The 14,357-nt window shown below is 59.5% G+C and carries 14 protein-coding genes; all 14 read left to right on the top strand.

The window, feature by feature from the left end:
• The first annotated feature begins 130 nt into the window (after positions 1–130).
• The 14 genes from H6G07_RS10800 to H6G07_RS10865 all read left to right on the top strand — a co-directional run bounded on the left by H6G07_RS10800 (position 131) and on the right by H6G07_RS10865 (position 14,302).
• Positions 131–1,237 (top strand): HEAT repeat domain-containing protein, encoded by a 1,107-nt coding sequence (locus tag H6G07_RS10800; RefSeq protein WP_139297015.1) that lies wholly within the window; start codon positions 131–133, stop codon positions 1,235–1,237.
• A 383-nt stretch (positions 1,238–1,620) separates the two neighbouring features.
• On the top strand, positions 1,621–2,547 hold the full coding sequence (locus tag H6G07_RS10805) for a LysR family transcriptional regulator (protein ID WP_073608276.1): 927 nt from the start codon (positions 1,621–1,623) through the stop codon (positions 2,545–2,547).
• A gap of 47 nt (positions 2,548–2,594) precedes the next feature.
• The gene (locus tag H6G07_RS10810; protein WP_073608275.1) at positions 2,595–3,677 is read left to right on the top strand and encodes an anthranilate phosphoribosyltransferase family protein; all 1,083 of its coding nucleotides are present in this window, start codon (positions 2,595–2,597) and stop codon (positions 3,675–3,677) included.
• Between the two features lie 278 nt (positions 3,678–3,955).
• Positions 3,956–4,744 (top strand): exodeoxyribonuclease III, encoded by a 789-nt coding sequence (gene xth, locus H6G07_RS10815; RefSeq protein ID WP_073608274.1) that lies wholly within the window; start codon positions 3,956–3,958, stop codon positions 4,742–4,744.
• A 221-nt stretch (positions 4,745–4,965) separates the two neighbouring features.
• Positions 4,966–8,259, top strand: coding sequence for a sll1366 family intein-prone helicase (locus tag H6G07_RS10820; protein ID WP_073608273.1), 3,294 nt, complete (start codon positions 4,966–4,968; stop codon positions 8,257–8,259).
• A 220-nt stretch (positions 8,260–8,479) separates the two neighbouring features.
• Positions 8,480–9,055: a DUF2808 domain-containing protein gene (locus H6G07_RS10825; protein ID WP_171972997.1), complete on the top strand. Its 576-nt coding sequence runs from the start codon at positions 8,480–8,482 to the stop codon at positions 9,053–9,055.
• A 63-nt stretch (positions 9,056–9,118) separates the two neighbouring features.
• On the top strand, positions 9,119–9,256 hold the full coding sequence (gene rpmH / locus H6G07_RS10830; RefSeq protein WP_073608271.1) for a 50S ribosomal protein L34: 138 nt from the start codon (positions 9,119–9,121) through the stop codon (positions 9,254–9,256).
• Positions 9,257–9,356: 100 nt separating this feature from the next.
• Positions 9,357–9,734 carry a ribonuclease P protein component gene (rnpA, locus tag H6G07_RS10835; protein WP_073608270.1) on the top strand — a complete coding sequence of 126 codons (378 nt, stop codon included), beginning with the start codon at positions 9,357–9,359 and terminating at the stop codon, positions 9,732–9,734.
• Positions 9,721–10,116, top strand: a complete 396-nt coding sequence (locus H6G07_RS10840) for a PH domain-containing protein (protein WP_073608269.1) — start codon at positions 9,721–9,723, stop codon at positions 10,114–10,116. Before rnpA ends, H6G07_RS10840 begins: the two co-directional genes overlap by 14 nt.
• 107 nt (positions 10,117–10,223) lie before the next feature.
• Entirely contained in the window at positions 10,224–11,369 is a 1,146-nt protein-coding gene (yidC, locus tag H6G07_RS10845; RefSeq protein ID WP_073608268.1) for a membrane protein insertase YidC, read from the top strand.
• Positions 11,370–11,375: 6 nt separating this feature from the next.
• Complete coding sequence (locus tag H6G07_RS10850) at positions 11,376–11,891, top strand: Jag family protein (protein ID WP_073608267.1); 516 nt, start codon at positions 11,376–11,378, stop codon at positions 11,889–11,891.
• A gap of 39 nt (positions 11,892–11,930) precedes the next feature.
• Entirely contained in the window at positions 11,931–12,443 is a 513-nt protein-coding gene (locus H6G07_RS10855; RefSeq protein ID WP_073608266.1) for a YceD family protein, read from the top strand.
• Positions 12,444–12,498: 55 nt separating this feature from the next.
• Entirely contained in the window at positions 12,499–12,771 is a 273-nt protein-coding gene (locus H6G07_RS10860) for a ssr2422 family thylakoid membrane protein (RefSeq protein ID WP_073608265.1), read from the top strand.
• A gap of 10 nt (positions 12,772–12,781) precedes the next feature.
• Positions 12,782–14,302 carry a Ycf46 family AAA ATPase gene (locus H6G07_RS10865; protein ID WP_073608264.1) on the top strand — a complete coding sequence of 507 codons (1,521 nt, stop codon included), beginning with the start codon at positions 12,782–12,784 and terminating at the stop codon, positions 14,300–14,302.
• The last annotated feature ends 55 nt before the right edge of the window (positions 14,303–14,357 follow it).

Genomic DNA, 14,357 nt, shown 5'->3' on the forward strand with positions numbered 1-14,357 from the left:
TTTGCCAGCACCATGCAGGCTCCGCAAGAGGCGGCTGCGCGAACTGCATAGTCAGCCCTTGGGAAACTCAGGTTCAGGCCCTATGGTGTAGGAGACCGCTGCCCGTCCCAGAGCCAATCAGGAGCGCCCCGTGTCCTCTTTTGATCCGTTTGCGGTGTCATCATCTTCCTTGGAGGCAGTTCGAACTGCGGTGGCCAGGCTGGGTGCCGGAGACTTTCACGATCGCTGGGAGCAGTCGCGCCAGGTCGCCGATCTAGGTGATGCGGCCTTAGACGATCTGCTGGCCATGCTTCAAGACAGCGAGTGCGATTGGGAAGCCCGCTGGTTTGCGGCCCGCGCCCTGGGAGAGTTTGATCGCCCCGAGGTGATCGCTGCCCTGGTCAACACCTTTGCCACCACCACCGACGAAGACCTGCGCCAGGCGATGGCGGCGGCCCTGACCCAGATTGGCCCTGGGGCGATCGCCGCCCTGGGCGAGCAGCTAGCGCAACCCGCCCTGCGGCCCGTAGCGGTGCAGGCTCTAGCCCGCATTCATCACCCCGCCACGATTCCCTGGCTGAAGCTGGCGATGACCGATGGGCGATCGCCCGTGCGGGCCACCGCCCTTGATGCCCTCAGCGCCTTTGCTGACCCCACCCTGTTGCCCGTGGTGCAGCAAAGCCTAGGGGATTCAGCGGCAGCGGTGCGGGCGGCAGCAGTGCGGGGGCTGCTGGGACTGCGACTGTGCCTGCCCACTCAACAGCTGATCGACGCCCTGACGCCGCTGCTTAGAGACACCGATGAGCGGGTGGCCCAGCAGGCCGCCTATGCCCTGGGGCGGCTGTCGAGTGCGGCGGCGGCAACGCCTCTGCTACAGCTGCTGCAAACCCCCGGCACCCCTGAAGCCCTCCAAGTTTTTACCGTGCAGGCCTTGAGCTGGCAGAATACCCCCACGGCCCTAGACGGCCTCATTCAAGCCTGGGATCAGTTGGAGCCTCCCGCTCAACTGGCCGTGGTGCAGGGAATGGCCGCTGTGGCCCCCGCCCATCGTTCCCAGGCCACCTCGGCTTTGGCGAACTGGTTACAGCAGACCACCGCCGAGAACAGCACCCTGCGTCGCCACCTGGTATTGGCCCTGGGGCAGATGGGCGATCCAAGGCTGGAGCGTGAGCTGCGATCGCTGCTGCACGACCCAGACCCTGGGGTGCAGCTCCACGCTGAGGCCGCCCTACGTCAGCTCCAGACCCAATCGGTCTAAGCGCTGCCGGTAGACTGCAAAGCCAAACGTTAGTGGGGGTTTAGGGTCTAAGGTGTAGGGTCTGAGGTTCACGACCGGCCTTGAACCCTATACCCCATGCCCAACCCTCTAAGTTGCTAGCGCTGAGTCATATCTAAACTTGGCTCAATACTCGCCCGCTGCTGGGGAAGACTGAGGCATGAAGCGTTGGTCAGGCAAGGGCTGAAGTGAGCTATCTGGCTTGCAGTTTGCCGCTTTTCGCCAAGAACACCGATGGCCTAAACCAGGTATCGCTACTTTTGATACCAAGTGGGGGGGTGCGATCTGCTAATCAAGACAGGGGCGGCCTGACGAAACCCCGTTGAGTCGTTTTTGTCTAACAGCGGTGTGGATACCTGTCAAGAATGCGTATAGAGCAGCTCCAGGCATTTTTATCAGTGGCTGAAACCGGCAGCTTTCAGGCGGCGGCGCAGCAGTGCGCGGTGACTCAGTCTACCGTCAGTCGCCAGGTGCAAGCCCTGGAGGCCGAGCTGGATGCGCCCCTGTTTCACCGGGGTGCCCAGGCCAAACTCACGGTGGCCGGAGAGCGCTTGCTGCCTAAGGCGCGGCGCATTTACCAAGACTGGATGCAGGTTTCTAAAGATATTGCTGACCTGATGGCCGGTAAGCAGCCCGAGCTCTGCGTGGCGGCGATTCAGTCGGTGTGTGCCACGGTGCTGCCGCCAGTGCTCCAGCAATTTTGCTCAGAGTATCCTCAAGTGCAGCTGCGGGTGACGGCCCTGGGCAGCGATCGCTCCCTCAAGGTACTGCGCGACGGCCTAGTTGATCTGGCCATTGTGATGGATAATCCGCGCCTCACCACCCAGCCCGAAATGGTAGTTACCCCCCTGTTTACTGAAACGATTGAGGTGCTGATGGCGGGCAACCACGACCTAGCCCGCCAGCCTGCGATTTCCTGGGAGATGCTGGCCCGGTATCCGCAGATTATCTTTAAAGATGGCTACGGTATGGCGCGACTGGTGCAGCAGCAGTTTCAAGACCGAGGCGAGGTGTTTAACCCGGCGATGGAGCTCAACACCCTTGACGCCTTTCGGGGGGTGATTCGCCAGGGCAACTTTATCGCTCTGTTGCCCCAGTCGGCTCTGGCCGACTGCCACGACGACCCTACCCTGGCGGTACGCCCTACCGAAGCGCCGGTGCTGACCCGCTCGGTGGTGCTGGTGACTACCCGCGATCGCCTGGTGATTCCTCCCATTCAGCGGTTTCACGATCTGGTGCAGAGTCTGGCTACCCCCATTCGCCTTAGACCCGCAGCGGTGTCTTACAGTTAGGTAATCATCCTTTACGAACCCCTCCCCCCCAAGGGTCAGCAGCCTCTATGAGCCATGAGTTTCGGGATTTGCTCAAGCAAGTTGGCAGCGGTAGCCACACCTCTAGGGCGCTGACTCGGGCCGAAGCCGAAGCCGCCACCCGCCTGATGCTGACCCAAACGGCTACCCCGGCCCAGATCGGCGCGTTTATGATTGCCCACCGCATCAAGCGCCCCACCGTCGATGAGCTGGCAGGCACTCTAGATGCCTACGAAAAACTGGGGCCAACGATGCCCGCGATCGCCCCCGATAGCGCCTACAGCCGCCGCGCCCTGGTACTGAGCTGCCCCTACGACGGGCGATCGCGCACCGCCCCTGTCACCCCCATCACCGCCCTGGTGCTGGCCGCCGCTGGAGTGCCGGTGATGATGCATGGAGGCGATCGCATGCCCACTAAAGAAGGCATTCCGTTAATTGAACTCTGGGGACAGCTAGGCATGGATCTGCGCCCCCACAGCCTTGAGCAGGCCCACACCCTGCTTAACCGCACCGGCATCGGCTTTATCTATTTGCCCCAACACTTTCCGCTGGCCCAAGGATTGGTGCCCTACCGCGAGCAAATTGGCAAACGCCCCCCCTTCGCCACAGTCGAGCTGCTGTGGTCGCCCTACGCTGGCCCCCACACCCTAGCCATGGGGTTTGTTCACCCGCCCACTGAAGAGTTCGCCAAGGGCACTTTTGCTCTGCGCGGCCAAACTGACTGGATTACGGTTAAGGGGCTAGAGGGCAGCTGTGATTTGGCGCGGGGCAGAACGGCGATCGTCGGAGTCAACCACCCCGGACAGACCGAACGTCTGCTGCTGCACCCCCGCGACTACGGGTTTGAGAGCGACGATGTAGAACTGGGGGATGAGGGAACGCTGGGCGATCGCCTGCTGGATGTTCTCTCGGGTAACCCTTCAGAGCTAGCCAAAACCGCCCTGTGGAATGCCGGGTTTTACCTTTGGCAGGGGGGAGCAGCAGACTCATTAGAGGCGGGGCTAGCCCAAGCCCACGACATCATCGCCACAGGCGACGCAATGGCCAAGCTAAATGAGTTGCGGCTCCAAGCCGCCAGCTTGAATCAACCGCTGGCCTACAGCCGCAGTTAGTTCAGCAGGGTAGGCATCGCCCATCGCCGAAGGTGCGGCTATTCAACGCCGTGGCTACCACCGAACTGGGGGCTTGGAGTCGGGCTATCGGGGTGCCCGTATGCTCATTAAATCGCTTACCGCAGTCGTTGCAGCAATATCACTGGAGCAGTACACTGTCTAAGATCGAAATTTGAATGAACGAACTCGATCTATATTTCCGTAATCTAAACGACCTGGCAAAGTGAGAATAGAAAGCCGTTGTTTGTGCAACTCCATACCTAGCTAAGCGCAAAGATTTGAAGATTACCACCTGGAACGTCAACTCAATTCGATCGCGCCTCGACCACGCGACCCAGTGGCTACAAGCCAACCCAGTGGATGTGCTGTGCCTGCAAGAGACCAAGGTCATCAACGAGACGTTCCCGACCGCAGCCTTTTCAGAGCTAGGCTATACCGCTTATATCCATGGCCAAAAGTCCTATAACGGGGTAGCCTTGCTCAGTCGTCAGCCCTTAGAGAAGGTGCAATACGGCTTTGCTCCAGTGCTGGGGGAAGACCGCGTCGGCGACCTAGATGACCAAAAGCGGGTGATCGCCGGGCTGTGGGGCAACATCTATATAGTGAATCTCTACGTGCCCAACGGCAGTTCTATTGGCAGCGAAAAGTACGAGTACAAGCTGCGCTGGCTAGCCTGCCTAAAAGACTATTTAGCTACCCTGCTCACCGAGTATCCCAACTTGAACGTCTGCGGTGACTTCAACATTGCCCTCGAAGACAAAGATATCTATAACCCCGAAGGCAAAGAGAAACACATTATGTCTTCGCCCACTGAGCGAGCGGCGCTTATGGAGGTAATGGCGGTAGGGCTTAAGGATGGCTTTCGCCTATTTAACGATGAGGGAGGTCACTTTAGCTGGTGGGACTACCGCACCGCCGCGTTTCAGCGAAACATGGGCTGGCGCATTGACCACCACTATCTGTCGGCGGGGTTGAGCGCTCGCGCCCTCAACTGCACCATTGACCTTGAACCTCGCCGTTGGGAAAAACCCAGCGACCACACCCCAGTCACCATGGAATATGCCTAAAGGTTCTAGAGGCTGCTCAGTCAGGGCTAGCCTGAGAGAGTAAGATAGGCAAATTAAGCAGGTTTTCTGCACACCAGGCGTAACCGAGGACGGGGCTTTGGGGATGGGCTTACCCGCCGGGGTACTCACTGGCGTTTTACCCACAGCAGGGGGGTAAATGGCCCTATCCACCTGCTCCCAACCCATGCCAAACTTTTGAGCGAGTCGTAGATACAGGGCTAATGGCAATACTACACGTCAGTTGGGTTCCCCAGGCGCAGCAGTTCTTTCTCTGGGCCGAGGCCTGGCAGCCCTTGCCGCCGGATGGGCTCGCCCCCTGGGACGGTCTGCACCCCCACCCCTATTCCCTGGCTCAAACCGACCTAGCCCAGGTGCTCACTACCATGCAAAAGCAACTGGTGGGCCGCTCTGCTACTGGGGAGCTATTTCCAGCGGCGTTGACCAAGGCGGCGGGCACTGGCAAAAGCACCAAAAAAGCACCGGAGGGCAGCGGTCGACGAGGAACGTCACGCAGTCCAAAAACAGCGACGCGCACCATCGGCCCAATCTGGGGAGAGCTGACCCTGCCGCTGCCCGCCCAGATTACGCCATCGGCCCTCATGCCAGTCCATTCAGCCCGAGTCGATGCCCAGACCGACGCTTCGGCCCAGGCCAACACAGTGCTCCACCCCTGGCGAGTGCAGGGCTGGCACCTAGGCATAGCCGACTTTTTGCCCATGCTGCTGGCTCTGCCCCTGGGGCAGCAAACGCTCACTGGCCCCGGCGAGATTGGGGCCGACCTGCGCTACTGGGGTCATATTGCTCGCTGGGGACTCAACCTGCTGGCTCGGGGCAAGTTTCTGCCGGGCCTAGAGCTCACCAGCCAAACCCTGGCAGCGGGCTGGCATCCCCTGCTCGACAGCGCCCCCGACCAAGAGCGACTGCGCAATTTCGCGCGGGCCATGCCCCTGATCGGTCGTACTCATTTGCCGCCCATTGCCAAGGGCGAATTCCCCTTGGGCTGTGGGGTTCCCCTCCTCGACCCTCAGCCGCAGCTACTCACCTTTTTAGCCGCCTTGGTTGACCACCAGGTGCGCCAGGCTGCCCAGGCACAGCCCCTCAACGGTTTAGCCAATCTCAGCAAGGAGCTACCGCTTCAGCCCTGGCTCCAGGCGCTAAGTCAGCCAGGGGGAACCCTAGAGGCCAGCGCCGCCGCCAGCGCCCGTCTGCAAGAGGCCCTCACCACCTGGACTACGCCCCTACAGACCCTAGCAGAAGACCCCGCCACCCAGTTTCGCCTGCGGCTAGTGCTACAGCCACCCCCACAGCTCGAACAGCCCTGGCAGCTTCTGTACCAGCTTCAGTCAGCCGCTAACCCCGACTGGCAGCTGGGGGCCGATCTGATCTGGCAGCATCCCGTAGACGAGCTGCACCACCAGGGAGCCACCCTCAAATCACCCCAAGAGACTCTGCTAGGAGCCCTAGGACGCGCCGCCCGGCTATACGAACCAATTCGGGAAAGTCTGCGTCAGCAGCATCCAGCCCACTGCGATCTCGATCCAATTCAGGCATACCAGTTCATTAAGGCCTCGGCCTGGCAGCTGCAAGACAACGGCGTTGAGGTACAGCTTCCCCCTGGTCTGGCTCAAACCGCCGAAGACGGTTCTGGTCGCCTGGGTCTCAAGGTGCAGGCAGAGGTGCCGCCCCAAAACCAGCGACAGCGGCTCGGCCTCAAGAGCCTGCTCAACTTTCGTTGGGAGCTGTCGATCGCCGGGGAAACCCTCTCTGCCGCTGAGTTTGAGCAGTTGATCAACCAGGGCTCACCGCTGGTCGAAATCAACGGACGCTGGGTTGAGCTTAAGCCCCAGGATGTGAAGGCAGCCAGGCAGTTCTTGGCAGGGCAAAAGACCGCCACACCCTTGTCGGTAGAAGACGCCCTGCGGATTAGCACGGGCGATACCCAGCTGATCGACCGGCTGCCGGTGGTCAGCTTTGAGGCCACCGGGGCGCTGCAAACCCTGATCGAAACCCTCACCACCGGCAACCAAACCCTCGAAGAAATGGAGGCCCCCAGCGGCTTTAAAGGCAAGCTGCGACCCTACCAGGCGCGCGGGGTGTCGTGGCTAGCCTTTCTGGAACAGTGGGGTTTAGGAGCCTGCCTGGCCGACGATATGGGTCTGGGCAAGACCATCCAGCTAATTGCCTTTTTGCTCTACCTGCAAGACAACGGCTGGCTTGAGACTCCGGTGCTGCTGGTCTGCCCTACCTCGGTGCTGGGCAACTGGGAAAAAGAGGTGAAGCGGTTTGCGCCGCAGCTCAAGGTGCTGCTACACCACGGCGATCGCCGCCCCAAGGGAGCCAGCTTTGCCAAAGCCGTGCAGGGCAAGCATCTGGTGATCACCAGCTACGCGCTGATTTACCGCGATCTCAAACCGCTCCAATCGGTGAGCTGGCCCTGCCTGGTGCTCGATGAAGCTCAGAACATCAAAAACTCCGACGCCAAGCAGTCTAAAGCGGCACGCCAGATCGAGGCTCAGTTTCGCGTTGCCCTCACCGGCACCCCGGTAGAAAACCGCCTGGGCGAGTTGTGGTCGATCATGGATTTTCTCAACCCCGGCTACCTAGGGCCAAAGAATTTCTTTCAGCGGCGCTTTGCCACCCCCATCGAGCGCTACGGCGACACCGCCTCGCTGCGGGCGCTCAAAGGGCTAGTGCAGCCGTTTATTTTGCGCCGCCTCAAGACCGATCGCAGCATCATTCAAGACCTGCCCGAAAAGCAGGAGATGAGCGTCTACTGCGGCCTCTCAGCCGAGCAGGCCAACCTCTACCAGCAGACCGTCGATGCGGCCCTCGAAACCCTCGACGACGCCACCGGGGTGCAGCGCAAGGGGCAGATTCTCGCCCTCTTGACCCGGCTAAAGCAGATCTGCAACCACCCAGCCCAGTTTTTGCAGGAGCCCAGCCTGGGGCTTAAAGGGCGCTCAGGCAAGCTCCAGCGGCTCGACGAGATGCTGGAAGAAGTGATTGCCGAGGGCGATCGCGCCCTGATCTTTACCCAGTTTGCCGAGTGGGGCAAGCTACTCCAGCGACACCTCCAGTCTTATCTGGGTCAAGAAGCGCTATTCCTTTACGGCAGCACCACCAAAAATCAACGAGAGGCCATGGTCGAGCGGTTTCAGAACGACCCTGCCGCACCGCGCTTATTCATCCTGTCGCTGAAGGCGGGTGGGGTGGGCCTCAACCTCACCCGCGCCAACCACGTGTTCCACTACGATCGCTGGTGGAACCCGGCGATCGAAAACCAGGCCACTGACCGCGCCTTTCGCATTGGCCAAACCCGCAACGTGCAGGTGCACAAATTTGTCACCACCGGCACCCTCGAAGAGCGCATCCACGAGATGATTGAAAGCAAAAAAGCCCTCTCCGAGCAGGTAGTGAGCGCGGGCGAAGGCTGGCTCACCGAGTTCGACACCGACCAGCTGCGCAACCTACTGCTGCTCGATCGCAATGCCATCATCGACGACGACGGCGAGTAGCCCCAACGCCACGCCCTGAGGCACAGAGGCACAGAGGCTAAATGGTAGGATGGGGCAGATTTAGGAGCTAATTCCTTAGGAATTCCCTGATATTAGGAGCCCGGTTGCACCACTGGCACAGAACGGAGTGCGCCCTTGAGCCGCTAGAGCTATTGTGATGGGTGGCCTAGATTGGTTGCCCCAAGCTACCCGGCCAGACAGTTTTCATTGGAGGTATACCATGACATCCCTTAAGAAATTGCTTAAGTTGGCCGCCCTGGGGTTGGTCGCTGTGGCCACAGCGGTCGGCCTCAGCACCGCGCTGCCCCAGCCGACTCAGGCTCAGACCGGCTTGACCATCTTTGGCGGCGTTGAGGTTGAGTATCGCCTCAGATACCTGATCGATTTCAACTATCCCTTCAGCACCGACTCCCGCTATTACCTCAACATCATGCGCACCAAGCTGCCGCGCGATGTAATTTCCCTAGAAATTGACTATCCCGATAGCTTTACCGAAGCGGGCGGTCGATTTAACGCCGACGCCATCGAGCTACGCAAGGGTGACTGGCGCGGTGGTGAAGTTATTCCAGTCAAAGCAATCGATTGGATTCAGGAAGAGAACCGCATTGAAATCATCCCTGAGCAGCCGATTGAGGCCAACACCGACCTAGTGGTGGTGCTCTCCGACGTGCGCAACCCCCGCCGCTACGGCTACCACTACTTCAACCTGAGAATGATGTACCAGGGTGATGTGGTCAACCAGTACGCCGGCACCTGGCCGATGGAAATTGCTTCTGACAACGACCACAGCCGCTAGGGACCAGCGGGTGCTATTATATGAGACCGTGACTTTTTAGCAGAAACAGGCAGAGACTAAGCCATGAGCAAGCGCACCCTAGAGGGCACCAACCGAAAGCAAAAGCGAACCTCCGGGTTTCGCGCTCGTATGCGCTCCTACACCGGCCAGGAGGTGATTAAAGCTCGCCGCCGCAAGGGCCGGGCTAAGCTCGCAGTCTAGCGTGGGCTGGGGTTTAACCCCCTTCACCGTTCGTAGATCATTGCATAGCCCTGGGGCTACTTTAAGCTCCAGGGCTATTGTTGCGCGTTGAGGATCGGTAGTGCTACCCAAACACCATCGGCTGCGGCGATCGCGAGATTTTTCCCAAGTCTACCGGCAGGGCAGAAGAGCAGCCTCTGCTCACCTATTGTTGCGGGCGTGGTCGATCCCCTCTGGGGCCAAGGCCGCGATACCCAACGACCCTGCACCACGAATCGGCATTGTGGTGAGCCTCAAAGTGCACAAGCGCGCTGTGGTGCGCAACCGCCTTAAGCGGCGAGTGCGCGCTGCCCTGCGCACCCTACTGCCCCGTCTGCGTCCTGCTCAGTGGATCGTCATTAGCCTGAAGCCCGAGGCGGCTGAGTGCGAATATGGCGAATTTTTGCGAGAATTGGAGCAGTTGTTTACCAAGCTAGAGGTATTCCATGGGCATTCGTGAGGATGTGTTCTACGAGGGCGGCCCCCACATTGGCGATTTGATTTTCAATATTTTGTTGGGTTTTACAATTATCTGCCTTCCCCTCACGGTTGGAGCCATTACCCGCGCCCTCTGGCTGCGCTACCGCATTACCAGTCGGCGGCTGTCGGTGACCGGCGGCTGGATGGGGCGCGAGCGCACTGACCTGATTTACAACGAAATTAGTAAAATTGTCACGGTGCCCCGAGGGCTGGGCCTCTGGGGCGATATGGTTGTCACCCTCAAAGATGGCAGCCGCCTAGAACTGCGCTCTATGCCGCGTTTTCGCGAGGTGTACGACTACATCAACGAGCGCATCTCTCCAGCAGCCCAAGCCGTTAGCGGCACCCCTAGCAAAAGCTAACTTACGGCAATCCCAACCCGTTGGGGCGGCTTGCCTCCCCAACGATGGGGTAGATTAGGTAACTGAGCAGTTAACGTCGTATCCCCTGTAGCAGGGTTCAGGTGCCCATGGATTTTGGAATTGGATTTCTGACTAACAACATCATGTTGCCGATCCTAGATTTTTTCTATGGAATCGTGCCCAGCTACGGGTTAGCCATTGTGGCCCTCACCCTGGTAATTCGCTTTGCCCTGTACCCCCTCAACGCCGGCTCCATTCGCAACATGCGGCGCATGAAGGTGGCTCAGCCCCTGATGCAAAAGCGCGTTAAAGAGATCCAAGAGCGCTATAAAGACAACCCCACGAAACTGCAAGAGGAGATGAGCGGGGTTTACAAGGAGTTTGGCAATCCCCTAGCGGGCTGCTTTCCAGTGCTGCTACAAATGCCCATTCTCTTTGCCCTGTTTGCTACCCTGCGGGGATCGCCGTTCTCTGATATCAACTACGACGTCAACGTTCAGGTCTTTCCCCAAGAAAAGATTGAGCAGATTCAGCCCCAGGTGTTTACCACGCCCCCCAAGGCCATCTACGTGTCTGACGGCTCCCACTTCCCTATCTCAGCGGTGATGCCCGGTGGCAATAAGCTCGTCGTGGGCGAAAAGACCGATGTGCGCCTGCAAACTGCTGAAGGCGAAAGCATTGAAGCGCTGGCTTCCCAGTACAACGAAGACGTAGATAGCTTCCAGCCCAAGTGGGAAGTTACCAAGGGTGAGGATGTGGTTGCGATCGATGCCGAAGGCCACATCACCGCGTTGGCCCCCGGTGAAGCGACCGTGCGGGTGCAGGCTCCCGGTCTGGCCGCCAACAAAGGATTTTTGTTTATCAAAGCCCTGGGTCGGATTGGTGTGACCGGTGAAGACGGTGCCATTCACTGGGACATTCTGATTATGATTCTGGGCTTCGGGGCCAGCCTTTATCTCAACCAGGTGCTCTCAGGTCAGGGCTCTACCACTAGTGACAATCCTCAGCAGGCCGCCGTCAACAAGTTCACGCCGATCATTTTCTCCGGCATGTTCCTGTTCTTTCCCCTGCCCGCTGGGGTGCTGATGTACATGCTGATCGCCAACATCTTCCAGACCCTGCAAACGTTTATTCTCTCGCGGGAGCCTCTGCCTGAGAATCTGCAAAAAATCGTCGATGCCGAAACCAAGGTTGAGGAAAATCGGCAAACCCTGCCCTTTGAACCCGGTCGTAGCAAGAAGAAAAAGGCATAGCCCATCATGGTCACTGATGCTGCCACCGCTGGCGTCAACTGGTTAACCACCCTGCTCACCATGCAGGGGTTGACTACTACTGTCACCGCCCACCCGGTCGAAGACGAGTCTGGGGAGAGCTGCTGGCTCACCATTGCTGAAGATCCTTTGTCGCCTGAGCAGGTGCAGGCGTTGATCGGTGACGGCGGCACGGTGCTTGACTCAATTCAATATTTGGCCAACACCACCCTCAATTTGGGCAAAGAGCAAGCGGAGCAGCAGGCCTTTACTATCGAGCTAGCAGGCTACCGAGCTAAGCGGCTTGAAGAACTTAAGGCCATGGCGGCTGTGGCCGCTGAGCGTGTGCTCGCCAGCGGTGAAAAGTATGAAATGCAGGGACTTTCATCCGCCGAGCGGCGGCAAATGCACCACTTCTTAGCCGCTCAGGACGGACTTTCTACCTTTAGTCGCGGTCGTGAGCCCGATCGCCGCCTAGTGGTCTGTCTAGCTGGGCAGCAGGACGACGAGGCTACAGACGGCTAGGTCGCCCAGAGATAGCGCGAGCCATGGGAGGCAAAAACAATGGAGAAAGTTTATATTCCTAACCTGCTACAGCGGACTGAGAAGACTCTCACCGTTGAGGTTGACCAACACCTGGGGGAGCTGGAAACCCTAACCCCCGTGCGGGGCGAGATGATGATTACCCACCAGGGCACCTACCTGGAGGTCAAGGCTAGAGCCGATACGATTGTGACGCTGACCTGCGATCGCTGCCTGCAGGCCTACAATCACCGCGTAGCGTTGTCGGCCCAGGAGATGATTTGGCTTGAGAATGAGCCCGACCCCGCTACCCTACCGCTAGAACGGGAGGTGGCGGTGGAGGATCTGTTTGAGACCCTACCCCCCAACGGCCACTTCTACCCCGAAACCTGGCTCTATGAGCAGATCTGCCTGGCGCTGCCCATGCCCCAGATCTGCGACGAAGATTGCCCTGGCATTGATCTAGGTGGCAAAGGGGCGAAGGCTGAACCCCTCGATCATCGCTGGGCAGCCTTGAGCCAGCTTCAGCAGCAGTTGCAATTGCCCGATGCCTAGACCTGTGGCCTTGGCTGGATCGGTCATAATAGCCCTATAGACTTGCTCCCCCCTTATGACCACCAGCAACGATCGTCTCGACCGCATTGAGGCTCTAGTCGATAAAACCACTCAAACGGTGCAGCAAAACGCTAATGCCATCGATCAAAACGCCAAGGCGATTGATAAGCTAACGGACGACATCGGGCGTTTTAACGAACGCCTAGACACTTACGAGCAGGGCATGCGCTGGGTAGTGCAATTGGCCTTTGCCCTGCTAATTTCGGCGACGGTGGCCCTGATTATCAATGCGGCGGCTTTTTTGGTGAAGTTGCTGTTGCCGTCTTAGGCGTTTTGACATGGGTTTTACTGATGAACTGGGCCTGCTAATTCGCGCCCGCTACCCGATTATCTACATCGCCACCGCCGAGGAAGAGCGGGCCGAGGCCGATATTGCCGCCTGCGCCACGGCCCAGGGCAACCGCGCCCTCTACACCTGGGATTTTGTCGATGGCTACCAGGGCAACCTCAACGACGCGGGCTTTGGCAAGCGCAATCCCCTGCAAGCGCTAGAGCTGGTAGAAAAGCTGCCCGCCACGGCTCCAGCCATCTTTGTGCTGCGCGACTTTCACCGCTTTCTAGACGACGTGGCGATCTCTCGCAAGCTGCGCAACTTAGCCCGCCGCCTTAAGGCCCAACCCAAGACCCTGATCATTCTCTCAGCTCAGCTCACCATTCCTGACGAGCTGAGCGAGACCGTGACGGTGCTGGAGTTTACCCTGCCCGATGCCGCCGCCATTCGGCACGAGGTGCAGCAGCTTTTAGGCTCGACCGGAACCAATCTGCCAATGGCTACCCTGGAGGAGGTAGTGCGCACCTGTCAGGGGCTGTCGCTGGAGCGGATTCGGCGGGTGCTGGCGCGGGCGATCGCTGCCCACGGAGCCTTTGACCCCAACGACCTCGACCTGATTCTCGACGAAAAGCGCCAGAGCATTCGCCAGACCCAAATTCTTGACTACTACCCGGCCAGGGAGCAGATCTCTGACATCGGCGGCCTCGACAACCTCAAAGACTGGCTACTCAAACGGGGAACTGCCTTCTCCGAAAAAGCGCGCCAGTACGGCTTGCCCCATCCGCGCGGGCTGCTGCTGCTGGGCATTCAGGGTACGGGCAAGTCGCTGACCGCTAAGGCGATCGCCCATCACTGGCACCTGCCCCTGCTGCGGCTGGATGTGGGGCGCTTGTTTGGCGGCTTGGTGGGCGAGTCAGAAGCCCGCACCCGCCAGATGATTCAACTGGCAGAAGCTCTGGCCCCCTGTGTGCTGTGGATTGACGAAATCGACAAAGCCTTTGCGGGCATGGATGGTCGGGGCGACTCGGGCACCGCCAGTCGGGTCTTCGGCACCTTCATTACTTGGATGGCGGAGAAAACCTCCCCGGTGTTCGTGGTGGCCACCGCCAACAACATTCAGGCCCTGCCGCCGGAGATGCTGCGCCGGGGACGCTTCGACGAAATTTTCTTTGTCGGGTTGCCCAGCCAGGGCGATCGCCAGGCCATTTTTGAAGTCCACCTTTCGCGCCTGCGGCCTCACACCCTCAAAACCTTCGACACCGCCCGACTGGCCTACGAAACCCCAGACTTCTCAGGGGCTGAGATCGAGCAGGCGATCGTCGAGGCGATGCACCTGGGCTTTAGCCAAAACCGCGACTTTACCACCGACGACATTCTCACCGCCGCCAGCGAAATGGTTCCCCTGGCCCGCACCGCCCAGGAACAGATTGAGGCGCTGCAAGCCTGGGCGGCGGCGGGTAAAGCGCGGATGGCCTCCCGCAGCGGTCTCGACTCGCGGTTTCGCCCGACCTTACCTGATGCCGATTAGCGCCCCGATGCCGATTGGCGAGAGGTGCTGTACCATGGGCAAACTGTAGACCTAC

It is taken from the genome of Phormidium tenue FACHB-1052 (assembly GCF_014696675.1).
GTDB classification, from domain to species: Bacteria; Cyanobacteriota; Cyanobacteriia; order Phormidesmidales; family Phormidesmidaceae; genus Nodosilinea; species Nodosilinea tenuis_A.

What these genes read in the sequence shown, in the direction of transcription:
- yidC (WP_073608268.1), top strand. Translation starts at nt 10,224, where the DNA reads ATGGATTTTGGAATTGGATTTCTGACTAACAACATCATGTTGCCGATC.
- H6G07_RS10825 (WP_171972997.1), top strand. Translation starts at nt 8,480, where the DNA reads ATGACATCCCTTAAGAAATTGCTTAAGTTGGCCGCCCTGGGGTTGGTC.
- H6G07_RS10865 (WP_073608264.1), top strand. Translation starts at nt 12,782, where the DNA reads ATGGGTTTTACTGATGAACTGGGCCTGCTAATTCGCGCCCGCTACCCG.
- H6G07_RS10810 (WP_073608275.1), top strand. Translation starts at nt 2,595, where the DNA reads ATGAGCCATGAGTTTCGGGATTTGCTCAAGCAAGTTGGCAGCGGTAGC.
- rpmH (WP_073608271.1), top strand. Translation starts at nt 9,119, where the DNA reads ATGAGCAAGCGCACCCTAGAGGGCACCAACCGAAAGCAAAAGCGAACC.
- H6G07_RS10820 (WP_073608273.1), top strand. Translation starts at nt 4,966, where the DNA reads ATGGCAATACTACACGTCAGTTGGGTTCCCCAGGCGCAGCAGTTCTTT.
- H6G07_RS10860 (WP_073608265.1), top strand. Translation starts at nt 12,499, where the DNA reads ATGACCACCAGCAACGATCGTCTCGACCGCATTGAGGCTCTAGTCGAT.
- H6G07_RS10855 (WP_073608266.1), top strand. Translation starts at nt 11,931, where the DNA reads ATGGAGAAAGTTTATATTCCTAACCTGCTACAGCGGACTGAGAAGACT.
- H6G07_RS10840 (WP_073608269.1), top strand. Translation starts at nt 9,721, where the DNA reads ATGGGCATTCGTGAGGATGTGTTCTACGAGGGCGGCCCCCACATTGGC.
- H6G07_RS10805 (WP_073608276.1), top strand. Translation starts at nt 1,621, where the DNA reads ATGCGTATAGAGCAGCTCCAGGCATTTTTATCAGTGGCTGAAACCGGC.
- H6G07_RS10850 (WP_073608267.1), top strand. Translation starts at nt 11,376, where the DNA reads ATGGTCACTGATGCTGCCACCGCTGGCGTCAACTGGTTAACCACCCTG.